Origin of the sequence: Mesorhizobium sp. 1B3 (assembly GCF_050958605.1) — a bacterium.
Classification (GTDB): domain Bacteria; phylum Pseudomonadota; class Alphaproteobacteria; order Rhizobiales; family Rhizobiaceae.
Genome location: NZ_JBJHDO010000010.1, coordinates 251,036 through 266,490, shown reverse-complemented (window position 1 = coordinate 266,490; position 15,455 = coordinate 251,036). Strand labels below are relative to the sequence as shown.

General features: G+C 64.3%; 19 protein-coding genes. 5 read left to right on the top strand and 14 right to left on the bottom strand.

The features are described from left to right. Window position 1 precedes the first annotated feature (1 nt). The 4 genes from prfA to ACCO56_RS24790 form a co-directional block, all read right to left on the bottom strand. The gene (gene prfA, locus ACCO56_RS24805) at window positions 2–1,072 is read right to left on the bottom strand and encodes a peptide chain release factor 1 (protein WP_433643558.1); all 1,071 of its coding nucleotides are present in this window, start codon (window positions 1,070–1,072) and stop codon (window positions 2–4) included. 9 nt (window positions 1,073–1,081) lie between these two features. Further along, the gene (gene ptsP / locus ACCO56_RS24800; protein WP_433643557.1) at window positions 1,082–3,352 is read right to left on the bottom strand and encodes a phosphoenolpyruvate--protein phosphotransferase; all 2,271 of its coding nucleotides are present in this window, start codon (window positions 3,350–3,352) and stop codon (window positions 1,082–1,084) included. Between the two features lie 78 nt (window positions 3,353–3,430). After that, window positions 3,431–4,684: an aspartate kinase gene (locus ACCO56_RS24795; RefSeq protein ID WP_433643556.1), complete on the bottom strand. Its 1,254-nt coding sequence runs from the start codon at window positions 4,682–4,684 to the stop codon at window positions 3,431–3,433. 560 nt (window positions 4,685–5,244) lie between these two features. Next, window positions 5,245–5,634 (bottom strand): VOC family protein, encoded by a 390-nt coding sequence (locus ACCO56_RS24790; RefSeq protein ID WP_433643555.1) that lies wholly within the window; start codon window positions 5,632–5,634, stop codon window positions 5,245–5,247. A gap of 96 nt (window positions 5,635–5,730) precedes the next feature. On the opposite strand from ACCO56_RS24790, the gene ACCO56_RS24785 reads away from it, so the two are divergent. The 4 genes from ACCO56_RS24785 (at window position 5,731) to ACCO56_RS24770 (ending at window position 7,735) form a co-directional block, all read left to right on the top strand. Next, the gene (locus ACCO56_RS24785; RefSeq protein ID WP_433643554.1) at window positions 5,731–6,075 is read left to right on the top strand and encodes an ArsR/SmtB family transcription factor; all 345 of its coding nucleotides are present in this window, start codon (window positions 5,731–5,733) and stop codon (window positions 6,073–6,075) included. Next, window positions 6,047–6,466 (top strand): SRPBCC family protein, encoded by a 420-nt coding sequence (locus ACCO56_RS24780; protein ID WP_433643553.1) that lies wholly within the window; start codon window positions 6,047–6,049, stop codon window positions 6,464–6,466. Before ACCO56_RS24785 ends, ACCO56_RS24780 begins: the two co-directional genes overlap by 29 nt. A gap of 105 nt (window positions 6,467–6,571) precedes the next feature. Next, window positions 6,572–7,321 carry a bifunctional 2-polyprenyl-6-hydroxyphenol methylase/3-demethylubiquinol 3-O-methyltransferase UbiG gene (gene ubiG / locus ACCO56_RS24775; protein ID WP_433643552.1) on the top strand — a complete coding sequence of 250 codons (750 nt, stop codon included), beginning with the start codon at window positions 6,572–6,574 and terminating at the stop codon, window positions 7,319–7,321. 57 nt (window positions 7,322–7,378) lie between these two features. Continuing rightward, window positions 7,379–7,735: an MmcQ/YjbR family DNA-binding protein gene (locus ACCO56_RS24770; RefSeq protein ID WP_433643551.1), complete on the top strand. Its 357-nt coding sequence runs from the start codon at window positions 7,379–7,381 to the stop codon at window positions 7,733–7,735. Here the strand turns inward: ACCO56_RS24770 and ACCO56_RS24765 are convergent. The 5 genes from ACCO56_RS24765 to ACCO56_RS24745 form a co-directional block, all read right to left on the bottom strand. After that, the gene (locus tag ACCO56_RS24765; RefSeq protein ID WP_433643550.1) at window positions 7,701–8,591 is read right to left on the bottom strand and encodes a DMT family transporter; all 891 of its coding nucleotides are present in this window, start codon (window positions 8,589–8,591) and stop codon (window positions 7,701–7,703) included. The two genes, ACCO56_RS24770 and ACCO56_RS24765, sit on opposite strands and share 35 nt — an antisense overlap. 168 nt (window positions 8,592–8,759) lie before the next feature. Further along, a complete protein-coding gene (locus tag ACCO56_RS24760) occupies window positions 8,760–9,185 on the bottom strand; it encodes a DUF1178 family protein (RefSeq protein ID WP_433643549.1) in 426 nt (141 codons plus the stop codon). After that, window positions 9,182–10,048: a carbon-nitrogen hydrolase family protein gene (locus ACCO56_RS24755; RefSeq protein ID WP_433643548.1), complete on the bottom strand. Its 867-nt coding sequence runs from the start codon at window positions 10,046–10,048 to the stop codon at window positions 9,182–9,184. The genes ACCO56_RS24760 and ACCO56_RS24755 overlap by 4 nt, the downstream gene beginning before the upstream one ends. Before the next feature lie 9 nt (window positions 10,049–10,057). Beyond that, complete coding sequence (gene grxC / locus ACCO56_RS24750) at window positions 10,058–10,327, bottom strand: glutaredoxin 3 (protein WP_433643547.1); 270 nt, start codon at window positions 10,325–10,327, stop codon at window positions 10,058–10,060. 45 nt (window positions 10,328–10,372) lie between these two features. Then, on the bottom strand, window positions 10,373–11,146 hold the full coding sequence (locus ACCO56_RS24745; RefSeq protein ID WP_433643546.1) for a ComF family protein: 774 nt from the start codon (window positions 11,144–11,146) through the stop codon (window positions 10,373–10,375). A 201-nt stretch (window positions 11,147–11,347) separates the two neighbouring features. Between ACCO56_RS24745 and ACCO56_RS24740 the strand changes: the two genes are divergently transcribed. Then, window positions 11,348–12,232, top strand: coding sequence for a class I SAM-dependent methyltransferase (locus ACCO56_RS24740; RefSeq protein ID WP_433643545.1), 885 nt, complete (start codon window positions 11,348–11,350; stop codon window positions 12,230–12,232). On the opposite strand, the gene ACCO56_RS24735 is transcribed toward ACCO56_RS24740, so the two are convergent. The 5 genes from ACCO56_RS24735 to argJ form a co-directional block, all read right to left on the bottom strand. Next, window positions 12,229–12,396, bottom strand: coding sequence for a Flp family type IVb pilin (locus ACCO56_RS24735; RefSeq protein WP_433643544.1), 168 nt, complete (start codon window positions 12,394–12,396; stop codon window positions 12,229–12,231). The two genes, ACCO56_RS24740 and ACCO56_RS24735, sit on opposite strands and share 4 nt — an antisense overlap. Before the next feature lie 87 nt (window positions 12,397–12,483). After that, entirely contained in the window at window positions 12,484–12,765 is a 282-nt protein-coding gene (locus tag ACCO56_RS24730; RefSeq protein ID WP_433643543.1) for a hypothetical protein, read from the bottom strand. 210 nt (window positions 12,766–12,975) lie between these two features. Beyond that, the gene (gene mutT, locus ACCO56_RS24725) at window positions 12,976–13,383 is read right to left on the bottom strand and encodes an 8-oxo-dGTP diphosphatase MutT (protein ID WP_433643542.1); all 408 of its coding nucleotides are present in this window, start codon (window positions 13,381–13,383) and stop codon (window positions 12,976–12,978) included. Beyond that, window positions 13,376–14,149: a GNAT family N-acetyltransferase gene (locus ACCO56_RS24720; protein WP_433643541.1), complete on the bottom strand. Its 774-nt coding sequence runs from the start codon at window positions 14,147–14,149 to the stop codon at window positions 13,376–13,378. Before ACCO56_RS24720 ends, mutT begins: the two co-directional genes overlap by 8 nt. After that, complete coding sequence (gene argJ / locus ACCO56_RS24715; RefSeq protein ID WP_433643540.1) at window positions 14,146–15,387, bottom strand: bifunctional glutamate N-acetyltransferase/amino-acid acetyltransferase ArgJ; 1,242 nt, start codon at window positions 15,385–15,387, stop codon at window positions 14,146–14,148. The genes ACCO56_RS24720 and argJ overlap by 4 nt, the downstream gene beginning before the upstream one ends. Window positions 15,388–15,455: the final 68 nt, after the last annotated feature.

Here is a 15,455-nt window from a genome sequence, read left to right as displayed (position 1 = left end):
GCTAGCCGAACTCGGCGAGCAGCCTGGACTGATGATCGGCGATCAGCGCGTCGACGATCTCGTCCATTTCGCCTTCCATGACGCGGTCGAGCTTATAGAGCGTCAGGTTGATACGGTGGTCGGTGACGCGCCCTTGCGGGAAATTGTAGGTGCGGATGCGCTCCGAGCGATCGCCGGAGCCAACCTGGAGCCGCCGCGATTCGGAGCGTTCCTCCGCCGCTTTCGAGCGTTCCATGTCGTAGAGCCGGGCGCGCAGGATCTGCATGGCGCGGGCGCGGTTCTGATGCTGCGACTTCTCTGCCTGGACGACGACGATGCCGGTCGGCAAATGCGTGATCCGCACGGCCGAATCAGTGGTGTTGACGTGCTGACCGCCGGCGCCGGAAGCACGCATCGTGTCGATGCGGATGTCTTCCGGCCTGACGTCGATGTCGACTTCCTCGGCTTCCGGCAGGACCGCGACAGTCGCGGCCGAAGTGTGGATACGCCCCCCCGCTTCCGTGGCCGGCACGCGCTGCACGCGATGGACGCCCGATTCGAATTTCAGATGCGCGAAGACGCCCTTACCCGCTACTGTGGCGATGACTTCCTTGAAGCCGCCCACCTCGCCCTCGCTGGCCGAGGCAACTTCGAAGCGCCAGCCTTTCGAAGCCGCGTAACGTTCGTACATCCTGAAAAGGTCGCCGGCAAAAAGGGCGGCCTCGTCGCCCCCGGTGCCGGCCCGGATCTCCAGGATGGCATTTCTTTCGTCCGCCGCGTCCTTGGGCAGGAGCAGGATCTGTATGTCCTTCTGCAGCGTCTCGATGCGTTCCTCCACCGCCGGCAGATCGGCTTCGGCGAGTTCGCGCATCTCGGCGTCGGTGGTCTTGTCGGCGAGCATGGCCTCGAGATCGGCAAGCTCCCCCTCGGCGGCGCGCAGCTCCCGGATCTTGCCGGCCATGTCCTGAAGCTCGGCATACTCCGATGCCATCTTCACATAGGCCTCGGGGTCGGGCCCGGCAGCCATCTGCGCTTCGAGCATGTCGAAACGCTTGACGAGCTGGTCCATACGGTCGCGCGGCAGACTGATCATATCACCGGGTCAAATAGGAATGTTGTTTTCCCTTGCGAAGGCGGCAAGCTCCTCGCGGGTGTTGCGGCCGGCGTCCGGCCTGGAGAGCGCGTCGGTCAGGAAAGCCTCGAGCCTATCGAGTTGCAGTTCCGCGAGCATTGCCTTGACCGGCCCGATCGCAGCAGGCGACATGGAGATGGAGCGGTAGCCCAGGCCGACCAGGGCCATCGCCGAGATCGGCTTGCCGGCAAGCTCTCCGCAGAGCGTGACTGGCGTATCCATGGCCTTGCCGGCGTCGACGATCTGTTTGAGGACGCGCAGAAACGGCACCGACAGCGGGTCGAAGCGGTCGGAAAGCTGCGTGTTGCCGCGGTCGGTCGCCATCACGAACTGGAACAGGTCGTTCGAGCCGACCGACACGAAATCGACGGCGCGCATCAGCTCCTCCAGCTGGAAGAGCAGCGCAGGCACCTCGATCATGGCGCCGAGCTTCAGGATGTTCGGCAGGTCGTGGGCGAAACGGGAGAGGTGGCGCACTTCCCGATCGATGATCTCGCGGGCCTGGAAAATCTCGCCGAGCTCGGTCACCATGGGCAGCATCACCCGCAGTTCGCGCCCTCCGGCTGCCTTGAGCAGCGCGCGGATCTGGGTGCGCAGCAGCGCCGGGCGATCGAGCGTGAGGCGAATCGCCCGCCAGCCGAGCGCGGGGTTCTCTTCATTCACCGAATTCTTGAAATAAGGCAGGACCTTGTCGCCGCCGATGTCGATGGTGCGGAAGGTGACAGGCTTGCCCTTCGCCGCGTCAAGCACATCGCGATAGAGTTTTTCCTGCGCCTCGGCGCGCGGGAAAGTCGCCGCGACCATGAATTGCAGCTCGGTACGGAAGAGGCCGATGCCGGCAGCGCCGGATTCGGCGAGCTGCGGCAAGTCGACGAAAAGGCCGGCATTCATCATCAGATCGACGCGCGCACCGTCCTTGGTTTTCGACGGCTTGTTGCGCAGCTCGCGATAGAGCTCCTGCCGGCGGGCCCGGAAGCGCACCTTCTCGGCATAGGCCGCCTCGACGTCGGGCTGCGGCCGCAGATGGATGCGGCCCTCGTCGCCATCGATGATGATGGCATCGCCATTCTCCGCCATGGAGACGGCGCCCTTCATCTGACCGGCTACCGGAATGCCCATGGCACGGGCAACGATGACGACATGACTGGTGACCGCGCCGTCCTCCAGCACGAGACCGCGCAGCTTGTCCCGGGGGTAGTCGAGCAACTCGGCCGCTCCCATGGAGCGCGCCACGATTACCGCATCCTTGGGCAGCGCAGCGGCGAGCACCTCCGGCCCATGCCCCATAAGCTGGCGCAGCAGACGGTTGGCGAGATCGTCGAAATCGCTCATACGCTCGCGCATATAGGGATCGGTCATGTGCAGCATGCGCGCGCGCATGTCGCTCTGCACCTTCTCGACAGCCGCCTCGGCCGTCAGTCCGTTGCGCACCGCCTCCTCGAGACGGCGGACCCAGCCGCGGTCGTTGGCGAACATGCGATAGGCTTCGAGCACGGCCCGATGCTCGCCTTCGAAGGCGACGTCGCGGCGCGACAGCATGTCGTCGATAGAAAGCCTGAGTGAGCCGAGCGCCTCGTCCAGACGGCGAAGCTCTTCTTCCGTATCCTCGTTGAACAGGTTGGTGACGACGATGCGCGGCTCGTGCAGCACGACGTGGCCGAGGCCGACGCCTTCGTTGAAGGAAAGGCCGGAAAAGCTTGCCGGACGACGCAGGTCGAGTTCCAGGCCGGGCCGGGTGAGCCGCGCGAGATCGCCGGTGGCGATCATTTCGGCGATCACCATGGCGGTGGTTTCCAGCGCCTCGAGCTCGTCGTCGCGGTAATGCCGTTTGGTGCGGTTCTGAACGACGAGCACACCCAAGGTGCGGCCGGCGCGCAGAACCGGCACGCCAAGGAAGGAGTGATAGATCTCCTCACCCGTTTCCGGCAGATAGGCGAAGGCCGGATGAAGCTGCGCGTCCGACAGATTGAGCGGCCGCGCGCTAGCGGCGATGGTGCCGACGAGCCCCTGGCCCAGCCGGAGCTGCGCAAGGTGGACCGAGCCGGGATTGAGGCCTTCGGTGGCGTAAAGCTCCAGAACCGCGTCGGCGCGCAGGACGTAGAGCGAGCAGACCTCGGCCACCATGTTGCCGGCGATCTCACGCACGATGCGGTCGAGCCGCTCTTGCGGCTCCAGCGCCTCCGCCATCAACTCGCGGAGGCGTTTCAGAAGCACGCGCGGTCCGGCGGCTTGATCACGCATCGTTAGAGGCCTCTTTCGGCGGCCGCCGACGACCGCCTTCCAAGGCAACCCGTGACGCCGCGATTTTATTCCGGTCTACTACTGCTTATCCAGACCGTAAACGGAATGCAAAGTCCGAACTGCGAGTTCGGTGTAGGCACCGTCGATAAGGATGGAGATTTTGATCTCCGAGGTGGTGATCGCCCGGATATTGATCGATTTTTCAGCGAGCGCCCGGAACGCGGTCCCTGCGACGCCTGCATGGCTCCTCATGCCGATGCCGATCACCGAAATCTTCGACATGCCGGTTTCCGACTGGACGACGTCGAAGCCGATGGTCTTCTTGACCCGATCGAGAACCGTAAGCGCCTTCTCGATGTCGCCCGACGGCACGGTGAAGGTCATGTCGGTGAACTTGCCGTCCTCCGAGATGTTCTGGACGATCATGTCGACATTGATGTTGGCCTCCGCCAGCGGACCGAAGATGCCGGCCGCGACACCCGGCCGGTCGGCGACGCGGCGCAACGAGATCTGCGCCTCGTCCTTAGCGTAGGCAATTCCGGTAACGACCTGCTGTTCCACGATTTCTTCCTCGTCGCAAATGAGCGTTCCGGGCGGGTTCAGGAGATCGCCCATGCCCGGCGCATCGGGATCCTCGAAGGACGACCGCACGAATGTGCGGACACGATGCACCATGGCGAGTTCCACCGAGCGGACCTGCAGCACCTTGGCGCCCAGCGACGCCATCTCCAGCATCTCCTCGAAGGAGATTTTTGCAAGCCGTCTCGCCTTCGGTTCGATGCGTGGATCGGTGGTGTAGACCCCGTCCACGTCGGTATAGATGTCGCAGCGGTCGGCCTTCACCGCGGCGGCAATGGCGACGGCGCTGGTGTCGGAGCCGCCGCGGCCGAGCGTGGCGATGCGGTTGTCCGGGCCAAGCCCCTGGAAGCCGGCGACGACAGCCACCTGGCCCTCGCCGAACCGCTTGACCAGGAAGGAGCCGTCTATGTCCGTGATGCGCGCCGCGCCATGGGCGTTATCGGTGCGGATCGGGATCTGCCAGCCCTGCCAGGAGCGGGCGTTGACACCCATCGACTGCAGAACGATGGCCAGAAGGCCGGCCGTGACCTGTTCGCCCGAGGCGACGACGGCATCGTATTCGCGCGCGTCATGAAGCGCCGAGGCTTCGCGGGTCCAGCCAACCAGCTCATTGGTCCTGCCGGCCATGGCCGAAACCACCACGGCAACCTCGTGGCCGGCATCGACCTCGCGTTTGACATGCCGCGCCACATTGCGGATGCGGCTGATGTCGGCGACGGAAGTTCCGCCGAATTTCATCACGATGCGCGCCATGGAAGCGGATTGCCTTTTCTGAGGCCGCCGAAGTCGCAGCCGGCGGAAGTGTTCGAACGACAGCGCCGCGAAGGCGCCGGATGCGGTGGCCTCATAGCCAAAACGCCCCGGTTCCGCAAGCTGCCAGACAGCGCCGCCCCGGCGCGAATCGGCGCAGGGGAAGCCCGCCGCACTGTGCCCGACCGCCTTTGTGACAGTAACGTGCCTGCGGCAGGCCGCACGCGCATAGAAGCCTGAGTTCAATAAGGCGCAGGCTGCCGGCCGTCGTGCTTGTTCGCGACCGTCTCGGATTGGCTGTTCCCGTCCCAATACTGTTCTGGGAGGCTGGAGGGAGGCGGAAATCTCGTGTTCTTCGGCCCAACTTATATCGCCCAGACGCCGGTTCTCCGGGGGCAGGCTTCATTTAGCGTGCTGGGGATCGCCGGGCGCAACCAGGCGGCCGGGACGCCACGCTCACGGGCCCGCTGGGCAACACCATTTCCGGTGAGCGTTCGCAAGGCTTGACCGCCTTCGGGGACACCGCGGGCAGCTCCGGTTACGGCATTGCCCTGGGGGCCGGCTCAACTCTTCAGCGGAGACCCTATAGACCAAGTATGGCCGAACGGATCCTTGAGCTGGCCATAGCGGCTGCCCCAGAACACGTCCTGGATCGGCATGGAGACGGTCGCTCCCGCATCGACCGCGCGAGACCACCATTTGTCGGAATCGTCCACCTCCAGATGGATGGTCACGCCGCGCGGCGCACCGGTATCCATGCCGAATTCGGGAAAGAGATCCCACATCATGAGCGGGCTGCCGTTGATCTCGATCTGCGCGTGCATGAGGCGCTTGCCGTCGTCCGCATCGGCACGGCTCACCTCCTTCGCCCCAAAAGCCTTCCTGTAGAATTCGATGGCGTCCTTGGCGCCGTCGATGGTGAGGCAGGGCACGATTCCATTGGTCTGTGACATCGAACATCCTCCTGATATCGGCAAGGAAATGCATGCTTGACCGGATGACCGCGGTCGCGATATTTCATTCAAGCATATACTATAATGAGGACGCAAGTGCCGAAGACCGCAAGGCGCGACGCCTTTGCAGCGATTGCCGATCCCACAAGGCGGCGCCTTCTGGAACGACTGGCGGCCGGTGAACGATCGGTGACGGAACTCACCGACGGCGCCGGCGTGACGGTCGCCGCGATATCGCTCCACCTCCAGACGCTGAGGCGAGCCGGACTGGTGTCGCGCCGCGTGGCCGGGCGCCAACGTTATTATCGGCTGGAGGCCGCTCCGCTGCGCGAGATCACAGAGTGGGCAACGCGGCTTTCCGCATTCTGGGAAGAGCGAACGAACCTGCTGCAGGAACTGGCGGAGAAGATCGATGCTGAAGCCGATCGCCATCAGGATTGAGCGCGACATCAAGGCGTCGCCGGCAACCGTCTGGGCCTGCCTGACGCGGCCTGATCTCATCGCGCAGTGGTTCTTCGCCGTCGATTTCCAGCCGCGTGCGGGGCATCGCTTCTGCATCAGAGGCGATGAAGCCCTCGGCTGGCGGGGCTGGACAGATGTCGAGGTGATCGAAATCCAAGCTCCACGTCGCATGGTCTGGTCCTTCGACTGCACGGAACAGGCCCCGCCGGGGCGTGTGGTCTTCACGCTCGAAGAACGTGCCGGTTTCGTCCGTTTCGTGCTCACCCACGAGGGTCGCGTGCCGATGGCGACACGCCGGCTTCTGGATACCGGCTGGGCCGACTATGCGGCGAGGCTGTCCCGGCTCGCCGAAAGCAACCGATTGTCCTGACGGCGGCTTCTCCCATCACTTTTGTCAGCCGCGGTAAAAAAATATGTTGCCTTGACATTCTCCCGCGCACACCCGACTTCCTTGTGTCCGCGAAGGAGACTGCCCATGGCCGAGGCTCGACGAACTACCATCGACGTTTCCGAAGTGGAACACTTCGCCGCCCTGGCAGCGGAATGGTGGAACCCCAACGGCAAGTTCAAGCCGCTCCACAAATTCAATCCGGTCCGGCTCGCCTGGATCCGTGACCATGTCGCCGAACGTTTCGGTCGCGATCCGCGCGCGGCAAGGCCCTTCGAGGGGTTGCGCTTCCTCGACATAGGCTGCGGCGGCGGGCTGCTCTGCGAGCCTATGGCACGTCTGGGTGCCGAGGTCGTCGGCGCCGACGCGGCCGCCACGAATATCGAGGTGGCGAAGCTGCATGCCGCCGAATCGAATGTAACCGTCGACTACCGCGCCACGACGGCCGAGGAGCTCGCCGATGCAGGCGAGAAGTTCGACGTAGTCCTCAACATGGAAGTGGTCGAGCATGTCGCCGACATCGACTTGTTCCTCGACAAATGCGCCGACATGGTGAAGCCGGGCGGCATCATGTTTATCGCCACCATCAACCGCACCTTCAAGGCGCTGGGGCTCGCCATCATCGGGGCCGAATATGTGCTGCGCTGGCTGCCGCGGGGAACGCATCAATACGGCAAGCTGGTGCGACCGGATGAGTTGGAGGCCGCCTTGGGCAAGGCGGGCCTCACCGTCGTCGACCGAACCGGCGTGACCTATCATCCCCTTGCCGATCGCTGGCAGAAATCCGACGATCTTGACGTCAATTACATGATTCTCGCCGAAAAACCTTCCGTCTGACGACTGACGTAACATTCCTTCAAGACGCGTAGCTGGCGGGCATGGCATCATCCCGCCATGAATGTCGCCGACGCCCGCAACCTCGCCCTCGCCTTGCCGGAAACTATCGAGAAATCGCATTTCGGCAAACCGGACTTCCGGATCCGCAACCGCATCTTCATGACGTCGCCAGCGGGGGATCATATCGTCGTGAAGTTGACACCCGAACAGCAGGAGATGCTGACAGGCGCGGAGCCGGAGGTTTTTCAGCCCGTGCCCGGCACTTGGGGCCGCCAAGGCTGGACAAAGCTCCTGCTTGCTAGGGCCGACGAGGCAACGTTGAAAAGCGCGATCGTCATGGCTTGGCGAAACGTCGCGCCGACACCACTTCAGCGGGAGTTCAGTCTTTTTCGGCCTGAGCCTTGGTCGTCATGAACACGCCGACCGAAAGGATCGCCGCGCCTGCCCAGGTGAGCAGTTCATAACGTTCCCCGAGGAAGAGCATACCTGAGATCAGGCCGACCGCCGCGCCGACATAGCCTATCTGGCTGAGATAAACCGGCCCGCCGACGGCCTGCAGGCGGAAGAAGAAGGCGAACATGGCCGATGCGGCGGCCACCTGAGCCAGCACCAGCAGCGGAATGCCTGGCAAAAGGCCGAAAGCGACTGCTTTGCCCGTGATGACCAACCCCGCCAGGAGCATAGCGGCAGCCGCCAGATGACTGCCGGCCGCAAGCTCGATCGGTCCAGCTTCTTCGGGCCAGTCGAAAGTCCGGTAAATGTTGCCCAGCGCGAGACTGACGGGAATCAGAAGTCCGACGATCACCCAGAAGACCTCCGCCGGCTGTCCCGCCTCACCGCGCGTCGTCGCCACGACCAACGCTCCGATAAAGCCGATCACGATGCCGACAATGCCGAGGAGATTTGGCCGACGCACGCCCAACAGGATCGACAGGATCAGCGTGATCACAGGAGAGATCGTGAACATGATGCCGGTATAGCCCGCCCCGAGATGCGGGATCGCCGAGAACATCAGGAGATTGGGAATTGCGTAGGAGATCGCCGCCGCGAGGATGAAGTAGCGAAGCTTGTGCGGGGTAAGCCTCGGACGCTTGCGTCCCAGCAATAGCGCGCAGAGCAGGACCGAGCCCGCGCCCGCCGATATCACGAAGGCCCACAGCATGGCCGGCACGCCGCCTTCCGTCGCCAGCTTGCCCAAGGGCAGCGCCAGGCCGAGCAGCACGCCGGTGACGACGAGAAGTCCGAAGGCCGAGTTCCAAAGGTGTTTCATGGCAGACGGGCGCCAGCTTCGTTCGGCTGTGAATGAATGATCAATGCTGAATGGAACATTCCTGAGAGTTCGCGCCCAACACCATTCACTAATGACCACTCACCATTCACAGCCAAGCGGAGCAAGGTCGTTCGAATGGTAATCTCGGCGGCCCGATCCGCGGGCACGTCAGTTTCTGTCATCCGGGAAAACCGGGATCGGCATGAAATCGACGCCGTCCTCGACAAGGCCGCGCACGTCCTCGGCGGTGGCCTCCCCATAGATTCCTCGGGCGTCGGTCTCGCCGAAATGAATCTTGCGCGCTTCCTCGGCAAACTTGTCGCCGACATAGTCGGCATTCTCGCGCAGCTTCTCGGACAGTGCCTTCAATTGCGCCACGGCCTGCTTCTGCGCCTCGCCCATGGCGAGCGCGATCTTTTCCTTCTTGCGCGAGGTGGAGACGGCCGGCGCCATTAGCGCCTTCTCGACCTTGCCCGAGCCGCAATGCGGGCATTCCACGAGGCCCCGCCTCGCCTGCTTGTCGAAATCGTCATTGTTGCGGAACCAGGCCTCGAATTCATGGGCCTGGTCGCAGATCAGTGAGAAACGGATCACGATGCCGCTCCCCGCAAATCCCGGAATCCGGCTTCCACGATTTCGACTGTGAAGTCGCGCGCGTTCTTTAGATTGGGGATCTTGCGGCGCGCCGCGACGGAAGCTTCCGTGTCGATCTCCGCGACCACGATCCCGGGCTCGTCATGCAGGGCCTCAGCCACAATGCGGCCCCACGGATCGACAATCATCGAATGGCCATAGGTTTCGCGCCCGTCCTCGTGAAGCCCACCTTGAGCGGCGGCCACCACCCATGCACCGTTTTCGATCGCACGGGCGCGCAGCAGGACGTGCCAGTGCGCCTCGCCTGTCTGGCGCGTGAAGGCCGCCGGCGCGGTGAGCACCGAAGCGCCGGCCTGCGCCTCGGCACGGAATAGCTGTGGGAAGCGCAGGTCGTAGCAGATGGCGAAGCCGAGCCGGGCGATCGCCAGGTCGGCCACCACGCCCCGCTTTCCCGGCTCGTAGGCCGACGACTCGCGCCAGCTCTCGCCCTTGTCGAGATCGACGTCGAACATGTGGATCTTGTCGTAGGAGGTGATCAGACCGCCATCGGGCCCAAACAGGAAGGCGCGGTTGGCGAGCTTGCCGTCTTCGCGCAGGATCGCGGTGGATCCGACATGGAGATGGATACCGAGCTCCGCCGCCAAACGGGCGGCAGTGGTCGCGATCAAGTCGCGATCCTGGGTGGTGAAAGCCGCTGCCCGCGCCTCCTTGTCGCGAACGATGGCGCCTGTCATTTCCGGCGTCTGCACATAATGAGCCCCTTGCCCCGCGGCCTGGCGCACCATCTCCTCGAAAACCCTCGCATTGCGCTCGACGTCTGTGCCGGATCGCATCTGGACGGCAGCGGCCTTGAAAACAGTCATCTTGGATCCTCAGTTCAACCGGCCGGTGCGCAGAAGCTCGTCGAGACGGCCCTGGGCCTCCAACGCATGAAGGTCGTCCGACCCACCCACATGCACGTCGCCGACGAAAATCTGCGGGAAAGTGTAGCGGCCGTTGGCGCGCGCGATCATTTCCTGACGAAGTTCAGGCGAAAAACTAGCATCATGCTCGGTATAGGCCACGCCCTTGCGGTCGAGCAGGCTCTTCGCGGCCGCGCAATAGCCGCACATCACGCGTGTATAGATCGTCACATCAACCATGGCCGGTTCCGGTAAAGTCCACCAAACACGATATCAACCCTCCGGTCATATAGTGGCTGCCTCGTCGTGCCGGAAGTCCCCCGGCAGCACCCGCGCAAAGGTCAGCACATCGACCGCCGCCGCGCCGCCGCGCTTCAGGGCCCGGGTTGCGGCCGCGACTGTCGCGCCAGTCGTATAGACGTCGTCGACCAGCAGGACGCGGCGGCCCCGTACAAGGATCTCCGCATCGGCCGGCACCTGGAAAGCGCCGCGCACATTGTCCTCACGCTCTCGGCGATGGAGGCCCACTTGACGGCGCGTCACCTTCGCCCGGCGCAGTGCCTCGGGCTCGAAGCGCAGCCCGCTTAGGGAGGCCAAGGCCCGCCCCAGTTCGGCCGACTGATTGTAGCGCCTGCCGAGGAAGCGGCGCCAATGCAGCGGCAGCGGCACGACGAGATCCGCATCGGCAATGAGCTCGGCGCCCGCTCGCAGCATCCAGCGCGCCATCCATGGAGCAAGATCGGCGCGGTCGTTGTATTTCAATGCCTGCGCCATCGAACGGGCCACGCCGGAATAGGCGACGGCCGCACGCGCGCGCTCGAAGGGCGGGGGGTCGGCGATCGCTGCGGCCGACAGGAAATTCGCGCCCATGTCATGGGTGAAGGGCGTACCCATCACATGGCACCAGGGCTTTTCCAAAAAGCGCAGCCGGGGCCAGCATGCACCGCAGAGCGTGCCCGGCTCCGAAACCTTCCTGCGGCAACCCGCACAGACCGGCGGAAACAGAAGCCGCGCCGGAATGGCGCCCATCGTCTTCGTCAGACCTTTGAAGTCGAACATGCCCCACCGACCCAAGCAGGCTCCGGAAACGGTCGGGCTTCCGACAACCTGCCGCCCACAAGACCCAGGCAGGGGAAACGTAGCGGCACCTGCCCGGGCAGCCGGACATTTATCACGGTGATGCGCGCTAGGAAACCAAACCGTCTCCCTATATGAGGCTCTGCCACTTTGCCTTTTGGCCCATTTGCTGGAAAACACGCCGTGCAGCCGATCTTCGATGCCGAACTCACCATACGACGAAAACGCCGCGCGCTCGCCGCCGCTATGCCCGGAGCGAGCTTCCTGATGGATCGCGCGGCGGAGGATCTGGCCGATCGGCTTGCCACCGTCGAGCGGCGTTTCGACCATGCAGCGGCGCTGTTTTCGCTCACGCCTGCCGCGGCCGACGTGCTTGCAGCCAGCGGAAAGGTGGCGAAAGTGACGCGGGTCGAGACCGATTCCGCATTTCTGGCCGGCGGTGACGGGCTCGTCTCGCCCCTGGATCGCATGCCTTTCGAGCCCGAGAGCATCGATCTTGCCGTGTCGCTGCTGTCCTTCCAGGAAGCCAATGACATCCCCGGTCTGCTTATCCAGATCCGCCGCGCTCTGAGGCCGGATGGCCTGGTCCTTGCAGCCTTCGCCGGCAGCGGCACGCTGACGGAACTGCGCGAGAGCCTTCTGGCGGCAGAGACCGAGATCAGCGGGGGCGCGAGCCCCCGCGTCATTCCCTTCACCGACATACGCGACGCGGGCGCCCTGCTCCAGCGTGCCGGCTTCGCTCTGCCGGTCGCCGACGTCGAGACGATCACCGTGCGCTACGAGTCGATGTTCGGCCTCCTCCGCGACCTGCGCGCCATGGGCGCCACCAACGCGCTTCTCGATCGGTCGCGCAAGCCGGCGACGAGGCGGCTCTTCGCCCGCGCGGCTGAAATCTATGCCGAACGTTTCTCCGACCCCGACGGCCGGGTTCGAGCGACCTTCGCGCTGGTGTGGTTGTCAGGCTGGGCGCCGCATGCCTCGCAGCAGAAGCCACTCCAACCCGGCTCGGGACAGGTGTCGCTCACCAAGGTGCTGGAGGAGAAAAGCGGGAAGCCCAAGCCGGATTAATTGAGCGCCTGCCGCAACTCGCTGTCGCTGTTGCCCCAAAGCGACCGGAGACCGTCGGCGACCTCGACGGCACCCGTGATGATGGCGGCACAGATTATCGCGACGATTAAGCCATATTCCACGACGGTTGCGCCGGACTCGTCTTTGAGGAAACGCTTGAGCATGGGGGCTTCCACATGGGTTCGATCCCCATCATGGCTACCGGCGGTTAAGGAAGGTTGACGTGACAGGCTTAACCGGTGGTGAAGACTTCAGCACTCACCGCTGCGGCTGCCGTCTGACCGGATGATGCAGACCGCGTCCCGCGAAGGCTGGAGGACGCTCCGGCGGATCGTATAGGTGTCATCCGACCGGATCGATCCCGTGGTCATCATGTCGAGCTCGCCGGCGACCAGCGATCCGGTCCTGCGTTCCGCGAGCGGCACGACGATCAGCGTCAGGGCAACCCCCATCAAGCCGAATAGCAGCGCCACGCGCAGCGCGCCGGAACCGGCAGCGCCGAGATTAAAACCGCGCTCTTCGCCGGAATGCATGTGGGAACCTTCCTTTCGCGCGAACCCCAAACGTCCGGGCCCACGACCCGAGACCGCCTGAAATTTTCATCGTTTGCTGAAGGATCGATTAACGGCCGTCCGGCTGAGAATGGTCAATGGTGAATGGAGCGGCTTCGGTTAGCCCGTACTGTGTCCATTCGCTTTGACCATTCCCCGTTCACCCCAAAGGCCATCGAGGATGCCCGCTCCTCACAACAGGTCGATCAGAAACGGGATCAGCGGGGCATCGGCCGGCGGCATCGGATAATCGCGCAACTGAAGCGGCCTTACCCATTTCAGCGCCTGGACCTCCCTGGGCACAGGCGTACCCCAGAAGCGGCGGCACACGAAAAGCGGCATCAAGAGATGGAACGTCTCGTATTCGTGACTGGCGAAGGTGAGCGGCGCAAGGCACGGCACCTTGGTTTCGACACCGATTTCCTCGGCGAGCTCGCGCACGACCGTCTGCTCGGGCGTCTCTCCCGGCTCGACCTTTCCGCCTGGAAATTCCCATAAGCCGGCAAGGGGCTTGCCTTCGGGGCGCTGGGCAATCAGCACGCGCCCGTCGGCATCGATCAGGGCGCAGGCAGCCACAAGGACGATTTTCTTTTCACTCATCGGTCGGATTCCGAGGCTGGCGGTAATGATAGCGATAGACATCCTGGAAGCCGAGCGAGCGGTAAAGGCCGAGGGCCGGTTCGTTGTCGGCACCTACCTGCAGCCAGGCCTGGCGCGCGCCCCTGAGCTTCGCCCATTTCAGCGCCGAAAGAATGGTACGCCGGGCATATCCGTTGCCGCGCCGCGCCGCCGCCGTCCCGATCTCGAACAGGCCCGCCAGTTCCCCGTCCTGCACGCAGATCAGCGATGAGACCGGTTCGCCCCCGTCCTCCAGCACGAACAGGCCCACCTCTGCGCGGATCGCGCCGATGATCTCGGAAAGGCCAGGCCGCAACGTGGGCTCGAAATGATGAACTTTCATCGCTGCGCCGATGAAGCGGCTGATGTCCTTGAGAGGGATATGGTCGATCGCCGCATCCACAGCGGCGGTCCCGGCGAGCGGCAGGCGCATCACCAGGGACTCGTCGAAGACGCTCCAGCGCTGCTCGTCGAAATAGGCCTGGAGGCGATCGCCCGATAGTGGTGTCAGCCGGAAGGTCAGCGGGCGGCCATAAGCCTCGAAACGGCGCGAGGCGCGGCCGACACGCTCGTTGAGGCCTGTCAGGTCGCCGGGATCGAGCGGGTTGACGGAATTGAGTCGCTTGGCCGGATGGCCTGCGGTCAGCCGCACGACCCAGGTGCCGTCATAATGAACGGACGCCGCCGGCCAGGCACGGAAGCCGGCCGCCTCGAAACGGCGGACCAGCGGCAGTTCGGGCCCTGTCACGACCTGTAATCGCCGTTGATGGCGACATATTCCTTGGTGAGGTCGCAGGTCCACACGGTCGCCTTGCCCCTGCCTATGCCGATATCGGCACGAATGCGGATCTCGTCGCGCTTCATGTAAGCAGACGTTTCCGCTTCCGAATAATCCGGGTCGCGCTCGCCGTTGAAGGCGAGTCGATTGTCGCCGAACCAGATCGAGAGCCGGTCGCGATCGGCCGGCTCGCCCGCCTTGCCCACGGCCATGACGACGCGGCCCCAATTGGCGTCCTCGCCGGCGACCGCCGTCTTGACCAGCGGTGAATTGGCGATCGACAGCGCGATGCGCTTGGCCGAGCGGGCCGACTTGGCGCCAGTCACGGTCACCTCGATCTGCTTGCGCGCACCCTCGCCGTCGCGCACGACCTGGAGCGCGAGGTTCCTGAGGACGCGGTTGAGTGCCCGGCGGAACTGCCCGAGCCGCGCATCCCGGGGATCGGTGATAGCGGGCACGCCGCGCCGCGCCGCCGCGCCCGTCGCGAAGAGCAGAAGCGTGTCGCTGGTAGAGGTGTCGCTGTCCACCGTCACCGCATTGAAGCTCTTGCCGACGCCCTTCGATAGCATGTCCTGCAGAACCGGGGCCGCGATCGGCGCATCCGTCGCGATGAAGGAGAGCATGGTCGCCATGTCGGGCGCGATCATCCCCGCCCCCTTGGCGATGCCGTTGATGATGACGTCGGCGTCGCCGATCTTCACCGTGGCGGTCGCGTATTTCGGGAAGGTGTCGGTGGTCATGATGGCCTTGCCGGCGTCCTTCCACAGGCCGGGTTCGGCGCGCTTGGCCATGTCGGCGAGAAGGTGGCTGAAGCGGCCGGCATCGAGCGGCTCGCCGATCACGCCGGTCGAAGCCAGGAAGACGTCCCCGGTCTCGCAGCCCGCGGCCTTCGCGGCCGCTTCGGCGGTCATCTCCGTCGTTTCCCGCCCTTTCCTGCCGGTGAAAGCGTTCGCATTGCCGGAATTGACGACCAGCGCCCTGGCCCCCCCGGCCGGCAGGTTCTGCCGGCAGAAATCGACCGGCGCCGATGGACATTTGGAGCGGGTGAAGACACCGGCGACCTCGGTGCCCTCGTCAAAGACCATGAGCAACAGGTCGGTCCGGCTCTTGTATTTGATGCCGGCCTCCGCCGTGGCGATGCGTACACCCTCGATCGCAGGCATCTTCGGCTCGGTTTTCGGGGCAAGCGGGGAGACGGTGGTGGACATCGAGGATCCTCGGATGGAGGCTATGGGGAAGGAAACCTCGTTTGCCTCACTCCTTGAACGGGCGCAAG